Origin of the sequence: Streptomyces pactum (genome assembly GCF_002005225.1) — a bacterium.
GTDB classification, from domain to species: Bacteria; Actinomycetota; Actinomycetes; order Streptomycetales; family Streptomycetaceae; genus Streptomyces; species Streptomyces pactum_A.
This window is the reverse complement of record NZ_CP019724.1, coordinates 4,587,274-4,608,251: the sequence shown is the minus strand read 5'-3', so window position 1 is coordinate 4,608,251 and position 20,978 is coordinate 4,587,274. Positions and strand designations below refer to the sequence as shown.

Annotated in this window: 18 protein-coding genes and 3 tRNA genes; 9 read left to right on the top strand and 12 right to left on the bottom strand. The window is 69.7% G+C overall.

From position 1 onward, the window contains the following. Window positions 1–22 precede the first annotated feature (22 nt). The 3 genes from hrpA to B1H29_RS39395 all read left to right on the top strand — a co-directional run bounded on the left by hrpA (window position 23) and on the right by B1H29_RS39395 (window position 4,606). Window positions 23–4,006, top strand: a complete 3,984-nt coding sequence (gene hrpA / locus B1H29_RS19535) for an ATP-dependent RNA helicase HrpA (protein WP_055421984.1) — start codon at window positions 23–25, stop codon at window positions 4,004–4,006. A 129-nt stretch (window positions 4,007–4,135) separates the two neighbouring features. Next, window positions 4,136–4,210: transfer RNA gene (locus B1H29_RS19530), tRNA-Asp, on the top strand. Between the two features lie 201 nt (window positions 4,211–4,411). Further along, a complete protein-coding gene (locus B1H29_RS39395; RefSeq protein ID WP_079160320.1) occupies window positions 4,412–4,606 on the top strand; it encodes a DUF6274 family protein in 195 nt (64 codons plus the stop codon). A 428-nt stretch (window positions 4,607–5,034) separates the two neighbouring features. Here B1H29_RS39395 and bldC read toward each other — a convergent pair whose 3' ends face one another. Together bldC and B1H29_RS19515 are read right to left on the bottom strand one after the other, a co-directional pair. Continuing rightward, window positions 5,035–5,241 (bottom strand): developmental transcriptional regulator BldC, encoded by a 207-nt coding sequence (bldC, locus tag B1H29_RS19520; RefSeq protein WP_003949541.1) that lies wholly within the window; start codon window positions 5,239–5,241, stop codon window positions 5,035–5,037. Between the two features lie 546 nt (window positions 5,242–5,787). Next, entirely contained in the window at window positions 5,788–6,639 is an 852-nt protein-coding gene (locus B1H29_RS19515; RefSeq protein ID WP_055421985.1) for a hypothetical protein, read from the bottom strand. A 219-nt stretch (window positions 6,640–6,858) separates the two neighbouring features. On the opposite strand from B1H29_RS19515, the gene B1H29_RS19510 reads away from it, so the two are divergent. Together B1H29_RS19510 and B1H29_RS19505 are read left to right on the top strand one after the other, a co-directional pair. Beyond that, on the top strand, window positions 6,859–7,953 hold the full coding sequence (locus B1H29_RS19510) for a Leu/Phe/Val dehydrogenase (RefSeq protein ID WP_055421986.1): 1,095 nt from the start codon (window positions 6,859–6,861) through the stop codon (window positions 7,951–7,953). A gap of 332 nt (window positions 7,954–8,285) precedes the next feature. Next, window positions 8,286–8,537 carry a DUF3073 domain-containing protein gene (locus B1H29_RS19505; protein WP_055421987.1) on the top strand — a complete coding sequence of 84 codons (252 nt, stop codon included), beginning with the start codon at window positions 8,286–8,288 and terminating at the stop codon, window positions 8,535–8,537. Between the two features lie 93 nt (window positions 8,538–8,630). Here the strand turns inward: B1H29_RS19505 and purM are convergent, their stop codons facing one another. From purM to B1H29_RS19470, 7 genes are all read right to left on the bottom strand, one after another. Next, window positions 8,631–9,698 (bottom strand): phosphoribosylformylglycinamidine cyclo-ligase, encoded by a 1,068-nt coding sequence (gene purM, locus B1H29_RS19500; RefSeq protein ID WP_055421988.1) that lies wholly within the window; start codon window positions 9,696–9,698, stop codon window positions 8,631–8,633. A gap of 51 nt (window positions 9,699–9,749) precedes the next feature. Next, window positions 9,750–11,276, bottom strand: a complete 1,527-nt coding sequence (gene purF, locus B1H29_RS19495; RefSeq protein ID WP_055421989.1) for an amidophosphoribosyltransferase — start codon at window positions 11,274–11,276, stop codon at window positions 9,750–9,752. 62 nt (window positions 11,277–11,338) lie between these two features. Beyond that, window positions 11,339–12,181, bottom strand: a complete 843-nt coding sequence (locus B1H29_RS19490; protein WP_055422174.1) for an META domain-containing protein — start codon at window positions 12,179–12,181, stop codon at window positions 11,339–11,341. A gap of 41 nt (window positions 12,182–12,222) precedes the next feature. Then, complete coding sequence (locus B1H29_RS19485; RefSeq protein ID WP_055421990.1) at window positions 12,223–13,020, bottom strand: maleylpyruvate isomerase family mycothiol-dependent enzyme; 798 nt, start codon at window positions 13,018–13,020, stop codon at window positions 12,223–12,225. A gap of 10 nt (window positions 13,021–13,030) precedes the next feature. Beyond that, a complete protein-coding gene (locus tag B1H29_RS19480; RefSeq protein WP_055421991.1) occupies window positions 13,031–14,263 on the bottom strand; it encodes a hypothetical protein in 1,233 nt (410 codons plus the stop codon). 65 nt (window positions 14,264–14,328) lie between these two features. After that, a complete protein-coding gene (locus B1H29_RS19475) occupies window positions 14,329–15,174 on the bottom strand; it encodes a M23 family metallopeptidase (RefSeq protein WP_055421992.1) in 846 nt (281 codons plus the stop codon). Between the two features lie 214 nt (window positions 15,175–15,388). Next, window positions 15,389–15,871, bottom strand: a complete 483-nt coding sequence (locus B1H29_RS19470) for an ArsR/SmtB family transcription factor (protein ID WP_055421993.1) — start codon at window positions 15,869–15,871, stop codon at window positions 15,389–15,391. A 147-nt stretch (window positions 15,872–16,018) separates the two neighbouring features. Between B1H29_RS19470 and B1H29_RS19465 the strand changes: the two genes are divergently transcribed. After that, on the top strand, window positions 16,019–16,603 hold the full coding sequence (locus tag B1H29_RS19465) for a Uma2 family endonuclease (RefSeq protein ID WP_055421994.1): 585 nt from the start codon (window positions 16,019–16,021) through the stop codon (window positions 16,601–16,603). A 51-nt stretch (window positions 16,604–16,654) separates the two neighbouring features. Here the strand turns inward: B1H29_RS19465 and purL are convergent, their stop codons facing one another. The 3 genes from purL to purS are packed head-to-tail and all read right to left on the bottom strand — an operon-like array spanning window position 16,655 to window position 19,859. Then, a complete protein-coding gene (gene purL, locus B1H29_RS19460; RefSeq protein WP_055421995.1) occupies window positions 16,655–18,913 on the bottom strand; it encodes a phosphoribosylformylglycinamidine synthase subunit PurL in 2,259 nt (752 codons plus the stop codon). Beyond that, entirely contained in the window at window positions 18,910–19,590 is a 681-nt protein-coding gene (purQ, locus tag B1H29_RS19455) for a phosphoribosylformylglycinamidine synthase subunit PurQ (protein ID WP_055421996.1), read from the bottom strand. Before purQ ends, purL begins: the two co-directional genes overlap by 4 nt. After that, the gene (purS, locus tag B1H29_RS19450) at window positions 19,587–19,859 is read right to left on the bottom strand and encodes a phosphoribosylformylglycinamidine synthase subunit PurS (RefSeq protein ID WP_053133538.1); all 273 of its coding nucleotides are present in this window, start codon (window positions 19,857–19,859) and stop codon (window positions 19,587–19,589) included. The genes purQ and purS overlap by 4 nt, the downstream gene beginning before the upstream one ends. Window positions 19,860–20,200: 341 nt before the next feature. Between purS and B1H29_RS19445 the strand changes: the two genes are divergently transcribed. From B1H29_RS19445 to B1H29_RS19435, 3 genes are all read left to right on the top strand, one after another. Beyond that, window positions 20,201–20,518: a histone-like nucleoid-structuring protein Lsr2 gene (locus tag B1H29_RS19445; protein WP_055421997.1), complete on the top strand. Its 318-nt coding sequence runs from the start codon at window positions 20,201–20,203 to the stop codon at window positions 20,516–20,518. A 234-nt stretch (window positions 20,519–20,752) separates the two neighbouring features. After that, a tRNA-Gly gene (locus B1H29_RS19440) sits at window positions 20,753–20,824 on the top strand. A gap of 80 nt (window positions 20,825–20,904) precedes the next feature. Then, window positions 20,905–20,977: transfer RNA gene (locus B1H29_RS19435), tRNA-Gly, on the top strand. Window position 20,978: the final 1 nt, after the last annotated feature.

Below are 20,978 nucleotides of genomic sequence, written 5' to 3'. Positions count from 1 at the left end.
GGGATGAGATCCTGGAACCCGTATGTCTACGCACCCCGCCCCCGCCCTCGGCACCCTCGCCCCCCGGCTGACCGAGCTCTCCCTGCGCGACGCGCACCGGCTCGGCCGCAGGCTCGAGGGTGCGCGGAAGATCCGTAAGCCGGAGGCCCGCGCCGCCGTTCTCGCCGAGATCGAGGCGGAAGTGGCCAAGGCCGAGCAGCGCATCGGTGAGCGCCGGGCACGTGTGCCCGCCGTCAGCTACCCGGAACAGTTGCCCGTCAGCCAGAAGAAGGACGTGATCGCGGAGGCCATCCGTGATCACCAGGTCGTCATCGTCGCCGGTGAGACCGGGTCCGGGAAGACCACGCAGATCCCGAAGATCTGTGTGGAGCTGGGACGCGGTGTCCGCGGCATGATCGGGCACACCCAGCCGCGGCGGATCGCCGCCCGCACCGTCGCCGAGCGGGTGGCGGACGAGCTGGACACGCCACTCGGTGAGACCGTCGGCTGGAAGGTGCGGTTCACCGATCAGGTGAACCCGGAGTCCACCTTCATCAAGCTGATGACGGACGGCATCCTGCTCGCCGAGATCCAGACCGACCGCGAGCTGCGCGCCTACGACACGATCATCATCGACGAGGCCCACGAGCGGTCCCTCAACATCGACTTCCTGCTGGGCTACCTCGCCCAGTTGCTGCCGAAGCGGCCGGATCTGAAGGTCGTCATCACGTCGGCGACGATCGACCCCGAGCGGTTCTCCCGGCACTTCAGCGACGCCCCGATCATCGAGGTCAGCGGCCGGACGTATCCGGTGGAGGTCCGGTACCGGCCGCTCCTCGAAGAGGACGGGGACGACGCCGACCGGGACCAGATCACCGCGATCACCGACGCCGTCGACGAGCTGATGGGGGAGGGCAAGGGCGACATCCTCGTCTTCCTCTCCGGTGAGCGGGAGATCCGGGACACGGCGGACGCGCTGGAGAAGAAGAGGTACAGATTCACTGAAGTGCTGCCGCTGTACGCCCGGCTCTCGCATGCCGAGCAGCATCGCGTCTTCCAGCAGCACACCGGCCGAAGGATCGTTCTGGCGACCAACGTCGCCGAGACCTCGCTGACCGTCCCGGGCATCAAGTACGTCATCGACCCCGGGTTCGCCCGGATCTCCCGGTACAGCCACCGCACCAAGGTGCAGCGGCTGCCGATCGAGCCGATCTCGCAGGCCAGCGCCAACCAGCGCAAGGGCCGCTGCGGGCGGACCAGCGACGGTATCTGCATCCGGCTGTACAGCGAGGACGACTTCGCCGCGCGGCCGGAGTTCACGGACGCCGAGATCCTCCGTACGAACCTCGCCTCCGTCATCCTGCAGATGACCGCGGCCGGCCTCGGCGACATCGAGAAGTTCCCGTTCATCGACCCGCCGGACCACCGCAACATCCGCGACGGCGTGCAGCTCCTCCAGGAGCTGGGCGCGCTGGACCCGGCGCAGAAGGACGTACGCAAGCGACTCACCGACACCGGGCGCAAGCTGGCCCAGCTTCCCGTGGACCCGCGGCTGGCGCGGATGGTCCTGGAGGCCGACAAGAACGGCTGTGTCCGCGAGGTCATGGTCATCGCGGCGGCGCTGTCCATCCAGGACCCGCGGGAGCGCCCGGCGGACAAGCAGGCCCAGGCGGACCAGCAGCACGCCCGCTTCAAGGACGAGTCCAGCGACTTCCTGGCCTTCCTCAATCTGTGGCGGTACGTCCGCGAGCAGCAGAAGGAGCGGGGCTCGTCGTCCTTCCGCCGGATGTGCAAGCAGGAGTACCTCAACTTCCTGCGGATCCGCGAGTGGCAGGACATCTACACGCAGTTGCGCACGGTCGCCCGGCAGATGGGCCTCCATCCAGGCGACGAGGACAACACCGCCCCCGACGACCGCGTCCACGTGTCGCTGCTGGCCGGTCTCCTCTCCCACGTCGGCATGAAGGACGTGAAGACGGCCGGGGGCGAGGGTGGGAAGAACACGGCGAAGAACGAGTACCTGGGCGCGCGCGGCGCCAAGTTCGCGGTCTTCCCGGGCTCGGCGCTCTTCAAGAAGCCCCCGCGCTTCGTGATGTCCGCCGAGCTGGTGGAGACCTCGCGCCTCTGGGCCCGCGTCAACGCGAAGATCGAGCCCGAGTGGGTGGAGCCGCTCGCCGGGCACCTCCTCAAGCGCACCCACAGCGAGCCGCACTGGGAGAAGGACCAGGCGGCGGTGATGGCGTACGAGAAGGTCACGCTGTACGGCGTGCCCATCGTGGCCCAGCGCAAGGTGAACTACGGGCGGATCGATCCGGAGGTCAGCCGCGAGCTGTTCATCCGCAACGCCCTGGTCGAGGGCGACTGGCGTACGCACCACAAGTTCTTCGCCGACAACCGCAGGCTGCTGACCGAGGTCGAGGAGCTGGAGCACCGCGCGCGGCGCCGGGACATCCTGGTCGACGACGAGACGCTGTTCGACTTCTACGACCAGCGGGTGCCCGAACACGTCGTCTCGGGAGCGCACTTCGACTCGTGGTGGAAGCACAAGCGGCATGAGCAGCCCGACTTCCTCGACTTCGAGCGCGAGATGCTCATCAACGAGAAGGCGGGTGCGGTCACCAAGGACGACTATCCGGACTCCTGGCGACAGGGGCCGCTGAAGTTCCGGGTGACGTACCAGTTCGAGCCGGGTGCGGACGCCGACGGCGTGACCGTGCACGTACCGCTCCAGGTGCTCAACCAGGTCACCGACGAGGGCTTCGACTGGCAGATCCCGGGCCTCAGGGAGCAGGTGGTCACGGAGCTGATCCGGTCCCTGCCCAAACCGATCCGCCGCCACTACGTGCCCGCCCCCAACTACGCGCAGGCATTCCTGGACCGGGCCGTGCCGCTCCAGGAGCCGCTGACGGTGACCATGGCGCGGGAGCTGAAGCGCATGGTGGGGGTGCCGTTCGACGCGGAGGACTTCGACTGGTCGAGGGTCCCCGACCACCTGAAGATCACTTTCCGGATCGTCGACGAACGGCGCCGCCAACTGGCCGAGGACAAGGACCTGGAGGCCCTGAAGCTGCGTCTGAGGCCGAAGGCGCGCAAGGCCCTCTCGCAGGCCGCGGCGGCCACCGCCGAGCGCAGTGGCGGTGAGTCCCTGGAACGCGCCGGGCTGACGGACTGGACGATCGGCACGCTGTCCCGCGTGTTCGAGACGCGGCGGGCGGGTCAGCCGGTGAAGGCGTACCCGGCGCTGGTCGACGACGGGCCGAAGGCGAACACCGTCTCCGTACGTCTCTTCGACACCGAGGCCGAGCAGGAGCGGGCGATGTGGAAGGGCACGCGCCGACTGATCCTGCGCAACATCCCGGTCAGTCCCGCGAAGTTCGCGTCCGAAAAGCTGACCAACCAGCAGAAGCTGCATCTGTCCGCGAATCCGCACGGTTCGATCCAGGCCCTGTTCGAGGACTGCGCGACCGCGGCGGCGGACCAACTGATCGCGGACTTCGGCGGTCCGGCGTGGGACGAGGAGTCGTACCGGAAGCTCTACGACAAGGTCCGCGCGGAGATCGTCGACACGACCGTCCGGACGGTGGGTCAGGTGCAGCAGGTGCTGGCGGCCTGGCAGGCCTGTGAACGCCGCCTGAAGGCCGTACGAAGCCCCGCGCTGCTGGCGAACCTCCAGGACGTCCGGGGGCAGTTGGACGCGCTGGTGAAGCCCGGCTTCGTCACGGAGGCGGGCATCAGGCGGCTGCCGGACCTGCTGCGCTACCTGGTCGCCGCCGACCGGCGGCTGCAGCAGATGCCGACCGGCGTCCAGCGGGACACCTCCCGGATGGAGAAGGTCCACGAGATGCGGGACGAGTACGCGTGGCTGCTGGAGCAGATGCCGCAGGGGCGGCCGGTTCCGCGGCAGGTCCTGGACGTCCGCTGGATGATCGAGGAGCTGCGGGTCAGCTATTTCGCGCACGCCCTGGGCACGGCGTACCCCGTCTCCGACAAGCGGATCGTGAAGGCGATCGACGCGCTCACGCCGTAGCGGACCGCGTGACGAGGCGCGCACGGAGGGTGAGTTCGCCCAGGGGCCCACCCTCCTGTAGAGTCTCTTCTCGCAGCGCAACGCAGCAGAATCCATGAGCGACTCCGTCGCGTGGGCGCCGCAAATCCTGGTCCTGTGGAGCAGTTTGGAGTGCTCGCCACCCTGTCAAGGTGGAGGCCGCGGGTTCAAATCCCGTCAGGACCGCAGCAGGAAGGCCCGCACCGATCGGTGCGGGCCTTCCTTGTGTTCGCCTCGCGTGCGCCCCTCTCCGGCGACTCCCCCGGCGCGCCCCGCCGCACGCCCCCCAGAAGCCCTCAGCGGCCCTCTCGCGGCCTTGACGGCGTCACATTCGCTCGGTACTCCAAAGACAGGGCACGTTCTCCGTGCGACCCCTGGAGGCGGCGTATGGCGGCATCGGTCAGGCACGAGACGCGAGCCCTGCTCCGCGCGCACTTGTCGGCCGCTTCGTCGTACCGCCACCTGACGCGGCACTGCCCGATCTGCCACCGGCTGCTGCGGCTGGCGCTGGACTCGCCCGCCCCGCAATCTCCGACGGGCCGTCAAGAGGGCACCGGGGGCGGGAGCGCACCGACCGCGTGAACGCCGCCGGCCCCAACGCCCGTGCCATGCAGACCTGCTGGAGGCCACGCCTCCACTAGCGCACATATGCCAGAGCCAACAAGGACCGCGCTGTGTGACGGGTGTCACCGCATGAGTTTTTGAAACCGTGGCACTTACGACTCCCCTACAACCAGTCAATTTAATATGTGCAATTGCACCACCTTCCCAGGCTCGTGCACAGCCGATCCGACACCCCTCCCCAGACTCCGACAAGGCCGCTCACAGAGTCGGTCCACAGCCCTCGCCAGGTACGGCTCCGGACACAGAAAAATCGCGCTGGACCCGGCGGAGTCCAGCGCGATCCACGACGCACCCCTGTTGGGGCAGGAGCGGCACCGTTTGGAGCTGTGGTTCCGGGCGCCTCGGCGGGTTGGGGGACCTGCCGTTTTGCCCGGTTATTCAGTTGTTCAGGCCTCGCTGCGCTGCTGCGGAATGCCCGCGAGCAGAGCGCGGACCTCGGCTTCGCGGTAGCGGCGATGCCCGCCGAGCGTGCGGATCGACGTGAGCTTGCCGGCCTTCGCCCAGCGCGTGACCGTCTTAGGGTCGACGCGGAACATGGTGGCGACCTCAGCCGGGGTCAGCAGCGGCTCGGCATCAGGGGTGCGAGCGGTCATGAGCGGCCTCCTCGGGAGAACCGAACCTTCTCGGTTCTTTCCTCTAAATTCTGCACCTTGACCCGCGTTGCCCGAAATGGCGGACGCGAGTCGAGTCGGTTATAGGACGAACGGCTTGTCCTCGGCACTACAACTACACCATCTGTCCAGCCGCGTCGGCCAAACCGATGGAATTGCCCTCCCAGGTGTTCATCACCGACGGAAGCCGATGGACCATGCCATAGCGGACAGTCACGCCCCTGTGACGATCAGTCACAGGACGCTCAGGGGTCGTCAGACCCATCACGAGACCCCCCCCAAAGCATGCAATGCGGAGATTCCGCCCACAGTGCACCACAGCAGGACGGAAGGAGCCCTCCCTGGGCTCCTTGTCCTATTTTGGCACGAGGAGGGGGAAGGGGCGCAAGAGTGATGTACGTGCGGTCCGTCACGCTTGACGCATACGCCCGGATCGGGACCTACGTCCCTTGTTGAGAGAACATCAGCCCACACCGGGCACATGTCGGATCGGAAGACGAAACCCCACATCGGGCGGTACGTCAAACGTCAGTTCGCCGACCGCCGGTCCCGGACCGCCCGCCAGCGCTCCACCAGCCGCCCGTACGCGGCCCCCGCCGTGGCCCCGTCGCCGTGCCGCAGCGCCTCGATGCCCTCGGCCACGTCCGCCGCGGAGTGGTCCTCCTCCAACTCACCGGCCGGCAGGGCGTGCACGAGCCCGCCGTAGTCCAGCTCGACCAGTGAGCGCGGGTGGAACTCCTCCAGCCAGCGCCCCACGTCCACCAGGCCGTCGATGAGCGGCCCCTCGTCCATGGCCTCCTTCAGCGCCCGCAGGCCCCGGGCCACGCGTCGGCGGGCCTGCACCATCGGCGTCCGGTAGCGCAGCACCGGAGCGGGGGCCCCCTCGCCGTCGCCGCCCCCGTCGTACTCCCGCTCCGCGTCGGAGACCAGCACGAACCAGTTGATCGGCACCTGCCAGGTCGCGGTGCGGATCCAGGGGCGGGCGTCCGGGTTGCGCTCCAGCCACCGCTCGTAGTCCTGGGTGCTCTCGCGGCGTACGACCGGCGGGATCAGGGCGTCCAGCACCGGTTCCGGGAAGTCCTCGGCCAGTTCCCCGAGCGCCTGCCAGCCGCGCAGCCGGGTCCGCCAGGGGCAGACGCAGACCACGCCGTCGACCTCGGTCACGAAGGCGTCCGCGCTCTCGTGCACCGGCACCGCCACGGGCGGGGTGGGCAGCAGGTCGGCCAGGGAGCGGCGGAGCTCGTCCTGGTAGGAGGGCAGGTCGGTGCGGCGGGCGTACCGGGTCCAGTGGCCGCGCTCCTCCTCCGGGAAGGCGGCCAGCGGCTCGTACACCCGCAGGTACGCCGCGTAGGGGACGATCACCGAGGACACCTTGGGCACGCCTGCTCCCTCCCCCGCGCACCGCTTCGAAAACCTGCGGCAGCCGATCACAAACGCGCGGGAATCTCTGCAAATCGTCCCACGCCCGTACTCCGTGCGGAGGTGATCCTGAGCACTGTGCGGCGGGCGGCCACCGCCAGGCTCTAATCTCATGCCGGAGTCCCCGCCACCCGCACGGGGACCGTCTCCACCCGCCGCAACTACACAGGAGTCACCACCGTGACCGACGTAACCGGCGCACCTGCTGATGTACTGCACACCCTGTTCCACTCGGAGCAGGGAGGTCATGAGCAAGTCGTGCTCTGCCAGGACCGTGCCAGCGGTCTCAAGGCCGTCATCGCCCTCCACTCCACCGCCCTGGGCCCCGCGCTCGGCGGTACGCGCTTCTACCCGTACGCGAGCGAGGCGGACGCCGTCGCCGACGCGCTGAACCTGGCGCGCGGGATGTCGTACAAGAACGCCATGGCCGGCCTCGAGCACGGCGGCGGCAAGGCCGTGATCATCGGCGACCCGGCGCAGCTCAAGAGCGAGGAGCTGCTCCTCGCCTACGGCCGGTTCGTCGCCTCGCTCGGCGGCCGGTACGTCACCGCGTGCGACGTCGGTACGTACGTCGCCGACATGGACGTCGTGGCACGCGAGTGCCGCTGGACGACCGGCCGCTCCCCCGAGAACGGCGGCGCGGGCGACTCCTCCGTGCTCACCGCGTTCGGCGTCTACCAGGGCATGCGCGCTTCCGCCCGGCACCTGTGGGGCGACCCGACGCTGCGCGGCAAGCGGGTCGGCATCGCCGGCATCGGCAAGGTCGGCCACCACCTGGTCGACCACCTCGTGGCGGAGGGCGCCGAGGTCCTCGTGACGGACGTGCGCGAGGAGGCCGTACGGCGTGTCACCGAGCGGCACCGTGACGTGACGGCCGTCCGCGACACCGGGGAACTGATCCGCGTCGAGGGCCTGGACGTCTACGCCCCATGCGCGCTCGGCGGCGCGCTGAACGACGACACCGTGCCGGTACTGACCGCCAAGGTGGTCTGCGGCGCGGCCAACAACCAGCTCGCCCATCCCGGTGTGGAGAAGGACCTCGCCGACCGCGGGATCCTCTACGCGCCGGACTACGTGGTGAACGCCGGCGGTGTCATCCAGGTCGCCGACGAGTTGCACGGCTTCGACTTCGACCGGTGCAAGGCGAAGGCCGAGAAGATCTACGACACCACACTGGCCATATTCGCACGTGCGAAGGAAGACGGTATTCCGCCGGCCGCGGCGGCCGACCGGATCGCCGAGCAGCGGATGGCGGAGGCACGTACCCGACGGTGATCGCGCGGTGATCCCGCGGTGATCACGTGCTGGTCGGGAGCGGTCTTGGCAGGTTTGACCGGTACCCGTCGGGGGGCAGTTAGAGAGAACTCTCACTTATCCCGGCGGGTCGACCGTCGAAAGGTGGTTAAAATCGCCGTTGACCAGCGAGGACAGGGTGCCTCGAAGGTCCTGGGCGTAGCCACGTCCTGCGGGCGACGTACCGTATGGGCGTGGGCTCAGGTACCGTGGAAGCCCTACGGACCGGTCTCTCCACGGAGAGCCCGTTCCGGACCATGAACGCGTGTCAAGACTCTGGGGCCGTCGAGCCCCGTCGTTGAGGGGGTCGAGCCATGGGGCGCGGCCGGGCCAAGGCCAAGCAGACGAAGGTCGCCCGCCAGCTGAAGTACAACAGCGGTGGGACTGATCTCTCCCGCCTGGCCGAGGAGCTGGGCGCATCGCCATCGAATCCGCAACCGCCTAACGGCGAGCAATTCGAGGACGATGAGCAGGACGATGACGTGTACGCACGGTACGCCGACCTCTATGGGGACGACGACCAGGACGAGGACGGCCAGTCCCCGCAACAGCGACGCGGCGCTTGACCCTGCACTGAACACTCACCCGGTCGGTGACTCACGTCACCGACCGGGTTCTGTGCTACCCGCACGGTCGTCATCACCCGTACGGCCGTCGTCTCAGCCGGCGTAGTCACCGACGAGGGCGGCGCCGGTTCCGTGGTCGCCGCGGTCGGTGATCTCACCGGCCACCCAGGCGTCCACGCCGCGGTCGGCCAGGGTCGCCAGCGCCACGTCCGCCGACTCCTCGGGGACGATGGCGATCATGCCCACGCCCATGTTGAGGGTCTTCTCCAGCTCCAGGCGCTCCACCCGGCCCGTCGTACCGACGAGGTCGAAGACCGCGCCCGGGGTCCAGGTGGAGCGGTCGACGACGGCGTGCAGGCCGTCGGGGACCACGCGGGCCAGGTTGGCGGCGAGGCCGCCGCCGGTGACGTGGCTGAAGGCGTGGACCTCGGTGGTGCGCATGAGGGCCAGGCAGTCCAGGGAGTAGATCTTGGTGGGCTCGAGCAGCTCCTCGCCGAGGGTGCGGCCGAGTCCGTCGAGGTGGGCGTCCAGTGACAGGCCGCCCTCGTTCAGGAGGACGTGGCGGACGAGCGAGTACCCGTTCGAGTGAAGACCGGAGGCTGCCATGGCGACGACCGCGTCACCCTTGCGGATGCGATCGGCGCCCAGCAGCCGGTCGGCCTCCACGACGCCCGTACCGGCGCCGGCGACGTCGAAGTCGTTCTCGCCGAGCAGGCCGGGGTGCTCGGCCGTCTCGCCGCCCACCAGGGCGCAGCCGGCCAGCACACAGCCTTCGGCGATGCCCTTGACCATGGAGGCGACGCGCTCGGGGTGGACCTTGCCGACACAGATGTAGTCGGTCATGAAGAGCGGCTCGGCGCCGCACACCACGATGTCGTCCATGACCATGGCGACCAGGTCGTGGCCGATGGTGTCGTAGACGCCGAGCTGCCGCGCGATGTCGACCTTGGTGCCGACGCCGTCCGTGGCGGAGGCGAGCAGGGGGCGCTCGTAGCGCTTGAGGGCGGAGGCGTCGAAGAGACCGGCGAAGCCGCCGAGGCCGCCGAGGACCTCGGGGCGCCGGGACTTCTTCACCCACTCCTTCATGAGCTCGACGGCGCGGTCGCCCGCCTCGATGTCGACGCCGGCGGCTGCGTAGCTGGCACCAGTTGTGTCAGGCATGACGATGAGAACCTTTGTGTCGTACGGCGGGAAGGCCAGGAAGGCGGACGGCTACGGGCGACGGATGGCGTCGGCGGCGGCCGTACCTGCGGGCCCGGCGGCCAGCTCGGTCTCCAGGAGCTGCTTGCCGAGCAGCTCGGGGTCGGGAAGCTCCATCGGGTACTCGCCGTCGAAGCAGGCGCGGCACAGGTTCGGCTTGGCGATGGTGGTCGCCTCGATCATGCCGTCGATGGAGATGTACGCCAGGGAGTCGGCGCCCATCGAGGTGCCGATCTCGTCGACGCTCATGCCGTTGGCGATGAGCTCGGCGCGGGTGGCGAAGTCGATGCCGAAGAAGCAGGGCCACTTCACCGGCGGGGACGAGATCCGGATGTGGATCTCGGCGGCGCCGGCCTCGCGGAGCATGCGGACCAGGGCCCGCTGGGTGTTGCCCCGGACGATGGAGTCGTCCACGACGACCAGCCGCTTGCCCTTGATGACTTCCTTCAGGGGATTCAGCTTCAGGCGGATGCCGAGCTGGCGGATGGTCTGCGAGGGCTGGATGAAGGTGCGGCCGACGTAGGCGTTCTTCACCAGACCGGCGCCGAACGGGATGCCGGAGGCCTCGGCGTAGCCGATGGCGGCGGGGGTGCCGGACTCCGGGGTCGCTATGACCAGGTCGGCCTCGGCGGGGGCCTCCTTCGCCAGCTTGCGGCCCATCTCGACACGCGAGAGGTACACGTTGCGGCCGGCGATGTCGGTGTCCGGGCGGGCCAGGTACACGTACTCGAAGACACAGCCCTTGGGCTTCGCTTGTGCGAATCGGGAAGTGCGCAGGCCGTTCTCGTCGATGGCGACGAACTCGCCCGGCTCGATCTCCCGGACGAAGCTGGCGCCGCAGATGTCGAGGGCGGCGGACTCGGAGGCGACCACCCAGCCGCGCTCGAGGCGGCCGAGGACCAGCGGGCGGATGCCCTGCGGGTCACGGGCGGCGTAGAGGGTGTGCTCGTCCATGAAGACGAGGGAGAAGGCGCCGCGCACCTGGGGCAGCACCTTGCCGGCCGCCTCCTCGATGGTCAGCGGCTTGCCGTCGTCGTCCACCTGGCCCGCGAGCAGCGCGGTGACCAGGTCGGTGTCGTTGGTCGCCGCGACCCGCGTGGAGCGGCCGTCCTGCTTGGGCAGGTCGGCGACCAGCTCGGCGAGCTGGGCGGTGTTGACGAGGTTGCCGTTGTGCCCGAGCGCGATGGAGCCCTGCGCGGTGGCACGGAACGTCGGCTGGGCGTTCTCCCACACGGAGGCACCGGTGGTCGAGTAGCGGGCGTGACCGACCGCGATGTGACCCTGGAGTGAACCGAGGGAGGTCTCGTCGAAGACCTGGGAAACCAGGCCCATGTCCTTGAAGACGAGGATCTGGGAGCCGTTGCTGACCGCGATTCCCGCGGATTCCTGGCCCCGATGCTGGAGGGCGTAGAGCCCGAAGTACGTGAGCTTTGCGACCTCTTCGCCCGGGGCCCAGACACCGAAGACGCCACAAGCGTCCTGGGGGCCCTTCTCGCCGGGAAGCAGATCGTGATTGAGTCGACCGTCACCACGTGGCACGTCTCCGAGTGTAGGCGAGATCGACCACTGGTCCGAATTGGGGACATGGGCTCACGAGTGGATCACTGGTCGGCCGTGGCTCGGACGATGGTGCCGTCTTCGCTGGTCAGCGTGAGGGTTTCCTGATCGATCCGGTAGTCGACCCGGCCGTCGAAGAGGCGCAGTATCCGCTTCTCGGCGTCCATGAGTGAGCCTTCGCACATCATTCGGGTGGTGGACGGGGTGCCGAGGGTGATATGTCCGTCGCTGACGGTGGCCGCGGCGTTGACGTGGTTGCAGGGGAGGCGGCCGGAGACGGTCTTCGCGTCCCGGTCGAAGGCGAGATGGGCGCTGCCCTTCCGGCCCGCCGTGTCCTTCCGGCTTGCCGTGTCCTTCCGGCCCGCCGTGTCCTTCCGGCCCGGGACGGTGACGGTCCACTTCGTGCCGTACAGGGGCGCGTCCGGCTGCCTGCTGAGCCGGACGGTGTCGCCGGAGGAGGTCGTCAGGGTCAGTCGCTCGCCCTCGGCCTCGGTGGTGAGCGGTCCGGTGGTGAGGGTGCGGCCGAGGGACTTCTCGAAGTCGACGGGCGTCTTCTCGCAGGCCTTCTCGGTGAACATGGCGTCGCTGATCCGGACGCGTTCGCCGTCGACGGCGGCGCGGGCACTGAAGGTGTTGCAGCCGGTGCTGCCCTCCGCCTCGCCGCTGTCGTCGATCCGGACCCGCGCCGCGTCGGGGGCCTGGTGGGTGGTGCCGTCCACGGTGACGCTGTCGATGCTCCACCGCACGCCGGTGAGGGGCTTGCCGGCACCGGCGAAGCCGCTGCCGCCGTCGGCCTTCTCGCTCCCGCAGGCCGCCGCGAGCGGCACGAGCGCGGCGACTGCCGTCACGGTCAGGGTCCTGCTGCGCTGCTGCTTCTGCCTGTACATGCCCATTCGACGGAGGCGCGGAGGATCTGGTTCCCCCCTGCTCAGGTGAGCAGCGGCAGCAGCCCTCCGAGGTCGGCCCGCTCCCCGCTCGCGCTCACTTTCGCCCCGGCCACGGCGTCCTCCCAGGCCAGCCGCCCGGCGGCCAGCCGGACCCAGGTCAGCGGGTCGGTCTCGACGACGTTGGGCGGGGTGCCGCGGGTGTGCCGGGGGCCTTCGACGCACTGCACGACGGCGTACGGCGGGATCCGCACCTCCGTCGAGCCGCCGGGCACCTTCGCGGCGAGCGCGTCGGCCAGCAGCCGGGTCGCGGCGGCCAGGGCCTGCCGGTCGTACGGCACGTCGAGGCCGGGCACGGCGGCGTTCAGGTCGTCGGTGTGGACGACCAGCTCGACGGTGCGGGTGACGACGTAGTCGGCGAGCGGCAGGGCGCCCGCGCTGGTGGGCAGCAGGCGGGTGCCGGGGTGGGTGTCGAGGCGGCCGGTGAAGCGCCGCTCGGCCTCGGCCAGGTGGGCGTCGGGGTCGGGGTGCTCGGCCGCGAGGCGCCGGGCGGTGGCGGCGATGGCGTCCGCGTCGGCGGCGATCGCGAACGGCCAGTCGAGCAGGTGCCCGTCCTGCCGTACGGGTTCGGGCTCGCCGAGCAGCCGGTCCACCGCCGTCAGGGCCGTCCCGATGTGCGCCACCAGCTCCCGCACGGTCCAGTCGCCGAGCCGGGTCGGCCGGGCGAGCTGTTCGGGCGTGAGGGTGCGGACGGCCGCCCGCACGTTCCCGAACTGGGCCAGTACGGCGGTGCGGGTGCGGGCGGGATCGTAGGCGCGGGGGCGTTTCCTGGCGGGCGGCATGGCGGCGAGCCTAGTCGGCGCGGAAGGCGGCGCTCTCGGGAAATACCAGGTCCGTGCAGTGGCGGCGGTCCGTCACGTCGGTGACGTAGGCGCGGAAGACCTGCGCCATCCGCGGGGTCATGATGCTGTGGTACCCCAGGGAGACGGTCATGGTGTGGATCTGCGGCTTCCCGTCGCAGACGGAGGACGCCCACCAGATCGGGTCCTCGGTACTGCGTCCGGCCCGGCCGGGCGTCGCGGGCTCGGGGTCCTCGCGCGGGTTGGTGCTGGTGAGCAGGAGGGTCTTCGCCTCCTCGCCGGCGTAGGTGTGCAGCGAGACGAACCACCGGCCGGGGCGTTCCGGGCGGCTGACGTGGTGCTCGCTCCCCTCGGTCAGGTAGAGCGCGCTCGCCCGGCTCTCACTGAGTACGAGGCCGCACCGCTGGTCCCACAGCCGGTCGTCCGTGCGGCTCTCGACGACCTGGTCCGGGAATCCTTCCCGGCGGGCGAAACCGGCCTTGCCGTACCAGGCGCAGGTGCCCTCGGCACGCGCCGCCGGAACGGGGCCCTCGGGCAGCGCCGGGACGTCCTGCGGGGGGTCGGGCAGCCGGCCGGCGCAGCCCAGCCGCCCGGCGAGGTTGTTGGCGGTGATCACGGCGGTCTCGGCGAGGACGTCGCGGTCGTGCGCGCCGAGCTGGCCGTCGTCGGTGAACCGCCGCCCGGGGCTCTGCAGGGACGCCCGTGCCCACAGGGCCGTCACCGCCCGGCCGTTCAGCCGGCCCTCGGCGCACGGGAGCTGGACGACGACGCCGGACTCCGTCACCCACCCCGCGATGCCGCCGCCGAGCGGCTGGTCGGGGTGGGTGGGGCCGCCGTAGCTGTCGACGAGGTCCTCCAGCGGACCGTCGGCGATCAGGGGGCGGTCCGCCGGCAGCACGCCCACCGCGCCCGTGAAGAACCACCGCCCGCCTCGCTCCTCGCCGTCCTTCTCCCCGGCCTCGGTGCTGAAGAGCTCGCAGTCCTGCGCGGTCCCGGCGCCGAGGTCGATCACGCCCTCGGCGGCGTCGCGGTGGGTGATCCTGCCGCCGGCCGGGGAGAGCGCCAGCACCCGCCCGGCCGGGACGAGTCCCGCGCAGGCCTCGTCGATCTGCCGCCTGCCGTCCCACACCCGCCATATCTCGCGGCCGCTCCAGCCGATCGCCACGACGGCGGCCAGACACAGCACGACGTTCACGGACTTGCGCACACCGTCCGGAACCCGCATCGCTCCCCCGTTTTCCCGTACGCGGCCCTCGGCTGCCCCACCGGTTCCGCGACTGTCCGACGAAGCTAACAGCCGTTGTGGGAGGCGTGGTCCGCCGGTTCGGGTACGTCGAAGACCTCGCCGTTGCGCGGGACGCCGACGCCGTGCCAGGTGAAGGGGACGCCCCGGGCGGTGTCCGGGTCGGGGCCGTCCATGAGCTGGAAGTGGACGTGCGGTTCGGTGGAGTTGCCGGAGTTGCCGCACCGGGCCACGAGTTGGCCGGCGTGCACCCGGTCGCCCTCGCGGACGGCGAACGAACCGCGCCGCACATGGGCGTACATGGCGTACGTGCCGTCGCCGAGGTCCAGCACCAGGTGGTTGCCGACGATCCGGCGGACGCCGCCCATCTCGCGGACCGAGCCCTCGACGAGCATCAGGTACAGCAGCGCGGGCAGCGAGTTGCGGCTGAGGTGGTCGCGCTGGGTGTCGTCGGTCCGGACCACCGTGCCGTCGGCGACCGCGAGCAGCGGGGCGCCGAACGCCGGGAAGTCGCGGCTGCGGCGGGCGATCGGCCACAGGGCGCGGAAGCCGGGGCGGGCGCCTGGCTCCGGCTCCGCCACCAGGTCGATGGCGAAGGTCTGGCCGTAGGCGTGGACGCCGTGGCTGGGGGTGCGGTCGGCGGGGCTGTTCAGCGCGGACCAGCGGCCGGTGACGGGCGGGCGGACCTCGACGGGTTCACGTGCGGCGCGCGGGGCGTCCGGGGCACCGCCCCACCGGTTGACCACCGTGATCAGCACGAAGGCCGAGGCCAGCGGCAGGAAGTTCCACCATCCCGGATACCCGAAGTCGAAGACGATGTGGGCGGTCACCAGGGCGATGAAGCCCAGTTGCAGCGCCCGGAAGGTGATCATGGCTAGCTTGCGTGCGGACATGGTTCCCCCTGGTCTCACTTTGATCGGACCTTGCTCGCATCTTGATCAGGTCGCATCTTGATCAGGTCGTGCCTTGAGCTGGTCGTGCCTTGAGCTGATCTGGCCTTGAGCTGATCTGGCCTTGAGCTGGTCGTGCCTTGAGCTGGTCTGGCCTTGAGCTGGTCGCGCTGGGCCGGTCTGGCCCGACCGGCTCGGATCGCACCGTTTCCGCCGGTCAGCCCCGGGCCGCCGAGAGCGCCACCAGCAGCGGTACGACCCGCCCCGCCGGCACCTCGTGGCGGCCCCGGCCGGTGGTGTGCAGCCAGCCGGCGCCGGTGAGCTGGCGGAGGTGGTGGTAGACCTGGCCGGTCGTGCCCACCTCGTCCAGCTCGGCCAGCTCCGCGGCGGTGCGCCGGCCGCCGAGAATCTCGCGCAGCAGCCGCAGCCGGACGGGATGACCGAGCGCGGCGAAGGCCTCGGCGGCCTCGGCCCAGTCGGCCTCCAGCAGGCCCTCGGTCAGGGCGCCGTGCTGCCAGGCGTACTGCTCCCCGGTCGGCAGGCGCACGGAGCCGGTGAACAGCACCCCTCCGGCTGCCGCCCCCAGCTCGGCGAGCTGCTCCTTCAGCCGCTCCAGGGCCCAGAGGTCGCCCTCCTTGGGGCGAGGTGCGGACCGGTCGGTGGCTTCCAGTGCGGCTAGCCGCCGTTCGAGATCGGCCACACGTTCTTCCAGTTGCTCCACTCGTACGAGATTACGTAGCTACGTAATCTCGCGCAAGAGTCACTCGTACGTGTGTCTGGCCGCGAAAGGCGGCCCGGGAGCGCCGCCGCCCCGAAACGCTGGTCCGCGCCTGGGAGGAGGTGCAACATGACGGTTATGGCCGAGCACACGTCTCAGATGTCGGTGGACGAGTTCGAAACGATCGCGTCCACCGCCCCCGAGACCGTCACGTTGGAGTTCATCGACGGACGGATCGGGGTCAAACGAGTGACCGACGGGGATCACGACACCATCGTGTCCTGGCTGGCCAAGCGCTGTATGCAAGCCCGGCCGGACCTGGACCTCTACCACGCGCGAGGCCTCCGCGTCGACGCGTACCGGCAGAGCAGAGCGCGGCCGGACGCCGTGATCGCGCCCGAGGCTCATTTCGCGGGACACGGCGAATGGGCCGACCCGGCCGGAGCACTCATGGTCGTCGAGGTCACCTCGTACGACTCGGACACCGACCGACCGGACCGGCACGAGAAGCCAGCCGCGTACGGACAGGCCGGAATCCCCCTGTACCTGCTGATCGACCGTGACAACCGCACAGTCACGGTGCACAGCAGCCCGGACCGTCGGGTAGGCGGCTACCGGGACGCCCGGGTCACGAAGTTCGGCGAGACGTTGGTCCTCCCCGACCCGGTCGGCATCGAACTCGACACGGAGATCCTCAAGAGCTACGTGCGTTGAAACGGCGAGGTCCCGCCCGGAACCGGACGGGACCTCGACTGCACAGGCCTTCTACGCGAGCAGCGCCGGAATCGTGCCCTCGTGGGCCTCGCGCAGCTCGGCCAGCGGGAGCGAGAACTCGCCCTGGACCTCCACCGCGTCCCCGTCCACGACACCGACGCGGGTCGCGGGCAGGCCGCGCGCGCCGCACATGTCGTTGAAGCGCAGCTCCTCCGAGCGCGGGACGGCGACGACCGCGCGGCCCGCCGACTCCGAGAACAGGAAGGTGAAGGCGTCGAGTCCGTCCGGTACGACCAGCCGCGCGCCCTTCTCCCCGAGCAGCGCCGACTCGACGACCGCCTGGACCAGACCGCCGTCGGACAGGTCGTGCGCGGAGTCGATCATGCCGTCGCGGGAGGCGGAGATCAGGATCTCGGCCAGCAGGCGCTCGCGCTCCAGGTCGACCTGCGGGGGCAGGCCGCCGAGGTGGTCGTGGATGACCTGGGACCAGGCCGAGCCGCCGAACTCCTCACGCGTGTCGCCGAGGAGGTAGAGCAGTTGGCCCTCCTCCTGGAAGGCGACCGGCGTGCGGCGGGCCACGTCGTCGATGACGCCGAGGACCGCGACCACCGGGGTCGGGTGGATGGCGGCCTCGCCGGTCTGGTTGTAGAGCGAGACGTTGCCGCCGGTCACCGGGGTGCCGAGCTGCAGGCAGCCGTCCGCCAGGCCGCGCACGGCCTCCGCGAACTGCCACATCACCGCCGGGTCCTCGGGCGAGCCGAAGTTCAGGCAGTCGGAGACGGCGAGGGGCTTCGCACCGGTCGTCGCCACATTGCGGTAGGCCTCCGCCAGGGCGAGCTGCGCTCCCGTGTACGGGTCGAGCTTGGCGTACCGGCCGTTGCCGTCGGTCGCGATGGCCACGCCGAGGCCGGACTCCTCGTCCACGCGGATCATGCCCGAGTCCTCGGGCTGGGCGAGGACGGTGTTGCCCTGCACGAAGTGGTCGTACTGCTGGGTGATCCACTGCTTGGACGCCTGGTTCGGGGACCCGACCAGCTTCAGGACCTGGGCCTTGAGCTGCTCGCCCGTCTCCGGCCGGGGCAGCTTGTTCGCGTCGTCGGCCTGGAGGGCGTCCTGCCAGTCGGGGCGGGCGTAGGGGCGCTCGTAGACCGGGCCGTCGTGGGCGACGGTGCGCGGGTCCACGTCGACGATCTTGCCGCCGTGCCAGAAGATCTCCAGGCGGTCGCCGTCGGTGACCTCACCGATGACGGTGGCGATGACGTCCCACTTGTCGCAGATCTCCAGGAAGCGGTCGACCTTCTCCGGCTCCACGACCGCGCACATGCGCTCCTGCGACTCGCTCATGAGGATTTCCTCGGGCGAGAGCGTGGAGTCGCGCAGCGGTACGTCGTCCAGGGTGACGCGCATCCCGCCGGAGCCGTTGGACGCCAGCTCGGACGTGGCGCAGGACAGGCCCGCCGCGCCGAGGTCCTGGATGCCGACGACCAGCTTCTCCTGGAACGCCTCCAGGGTGCACTCGATGAGGAGCTTCTCCTGGAAGGGGTCGCCGACCTGGACGGCCGGGCGCTTCGACGGCTTGGCGTCGTCGAAGGTCTCGGAGGCCAGGATGGAGGCGCCGCCGATGCCGTCGCCGCCGGTGCGGGCGCCGTAGAGGATGACCTTGTTGCCCGCGCCGGACGCCTTGGCGAGGTGGATGTCCTCGTGCCGCATGACGCCGATGGCACCCGCGTTGACCAGCGGGTTGCCCTGGTAGCAGGAGTCGAAGACGACCTCGCCGCCGATGTTGGGCAGGCCCAGGCAGTTGCCGTAGCCGCCGATGCCGGCGACGACGCCGGGCAGGACGCGCTTGGTGTCGGGGTGGTCCGCGGCGCCGAAGCGGAGGGGGTCCACGACGGCGACCGGACGTGCGCCCATCGCGATGATGTCGCGGACGATGCCGCCGACGCCCGTGGCCGCGCCCTGGTAGGGCTCCACGTACGACGGGTGGTTGTGCGACTCGACCTTGAAGGTGACCGCGTAGCCCTGGCCGACGTCGACGACACCGGCGTTCTCGCCGATGCCGACGAGCATCGCGTCCGACTCGGGGGCCTTCTCGCCGAACTGGCGGAGGTGGACCTTGCTGCTCTTGTACGAGCAGTGCTCGGACCACATGACGGAGTACATGGCGAGCTCGGCGCCGGTCGGGCGGCGGCCGAGGATCTCCACCACCCGCTCGTACTCGTCCTTCTTCAGGCCCAGCTCGGCCCAGGGCAGCTCGACGTCGGGGGTCGCGGTCGCGTGCTCGACCGTGTCCAGAGGCGTCCGGCTCATGCGTTGACCAGCTTCTTGAGGATCGAGGTGAAGAACGGGAGGCCGTCGGTACGGCCGGTGCCGATCAGCGGCTCGACGGCGTGCTCGGGGTGCGGCATGAGGCCGACGACGTTCCCGGCGGCGTTGGTGATGCCGGCGATGTCGTTGAGCGAGCCGTTGGGGTTGAAGTCCACGTAACGGAAGGCGACCCGGCCCTCGGCCTCCAGCTCGTCCAGCGTGCGCCGGTCGGCCACGTAGCGGCCGTCCATGTTCTTCAGCGGGATGTGGATCTCCTGCCCGGCGGCGTAGTCGCTGGTCCAGGAGGTCTCCGCGTTCTCCACCCGCAGCTTCTGGTCACGGCAGATGAAGTGCAGGTGGTCGTTGCCGAGCATCCCGCCGGGCAGCAGGTGGGCCTCCGTGAGGATCTGGAAGCCGTTGCAGATGCCGAGCACCGGAAGGCCGGCCTTGGCCTGGTCGATGACGGTGTCCATCACCGGCGAGAAGCGCGCGATGGCACCGGCGCGCAGATAGTCGCCGTAAGAGAAACCACCGCAGAGCACCACGGCGTCGACCTGCTTGAGGTCCTTGTCCTTGTGCCAGAGGGACACGGGTTCGGCGCCGGCGACGCGGATCGCGCGCTGCGTGTCCCGGTCGTCGAGACTGCCGGGGAAAGTGACGACGCCAATACGAGCGGTCACTTCACGGCCCCCGCGACTACGTCATCGGACTCGACCTTGACGGTGAAGTCCTCGATCACGGTGTTGGCGAGGAAGGATTCCGCAAGATCATGGATGCGGGCGAGGGCGGCGTCGTCGACCGGCCCGTCCACTTCCAGTTCGAATCGCTTTCCCTGACGTACGTCCGAGATCCCCTCGAAACCCAGCCGCGGCAGTGCGCGCTGGACCGCCTGGCCCTGGGGGTCGAGGATCTCCGGCTTGAGCATGACGTCGACTACGACGCGTGCCACTGGCACTCCCGGTGTGTGGTGCTGAGCAGGTTCCTTCAGACTACCCGTACAAAATTTCTACGCGCGTAGCCTTGGAGGAAAGTACGTGAGCCCTGTCACGATCCGGCATCGACGGGAGGCGGTCGCGAAAATCTTTGGGAAAGATCCGGGATCGGGCCTGGGCAGCTATTGCGCGACAGACACGCGGAGAGATTTAGTCGGTCTTCCCATTGCAATGCCGGGCACTGTACAAATGAAATGTCATTAGCCGATACTTTGCCTCAATTACAGGCGATCAGTCGGCATCATCGCGGCGTCCTGGCACGTCATGGCGGAGATGCCGCACGAAGGGACCGATATTCGTGGCGCAGCGTGTCGTGGTCACTCTCTTTGACGACATCGACGGCTCGGAAGCGGCGGAGACGATCGCCTTCGGTGTCGACGGCCGGATGTACGAGATCGACCTGAACGAAGCCAATGCCCGGAAACTGCGCAAGGCCCTCGAGCCGTACGTGTCGGCCGGCCGCAAGCGGTCCCGTTCCGGCAAGGCGTACCGGCAGACGGAGGTCGCCCCCGACCCGGCGGCGGTCCGGGCCTGGGCCCAGGCGAACAAGATGGACGTGCCCGCACGGGGCCGGATCCCGAAGAAGGTGTACGAGGCGTTCGCCGAGGCGCAGTGAGCCGCTCGGCAGTGAGGCACTCGGCAGTGAGCCGCTTCCGGTGAGCCTTCCGGTGCGGCACTTCCGGTGCGGCACTTCCGGTGCGCACTTCCCGTGGCCGGTGACCGGTGAGCCGGTGACCGACGGCCGCTCAGCCGCCCCTCGCGGCACCCGACTTGCGCAGCACCCCGGGTGATCAGCTAAAGTCTGGAGCACGCCGAGGGGCGAGGCCGAAAGGCCCAGCTCACGGAACATGCGGGTGTAGTTCAGTAGTAGAACATCCCCCTTCCAGGGGGAAGGCGCAGTGTGCAATTCCTGTCACCCGCTCTGCATCGCCGTACCGATCACTCGATTCGATCAGGTAGGCTAGTGCTCGCACCCATCGGTGAAGGCCGGTCGGGGGCAATGCGGACGTAGCTCAGTTGGTAGAGCGCAACCTTGCCAAGGTTGAGGTCGCGAGTTCGAGCCTCGTCGTCCGCTC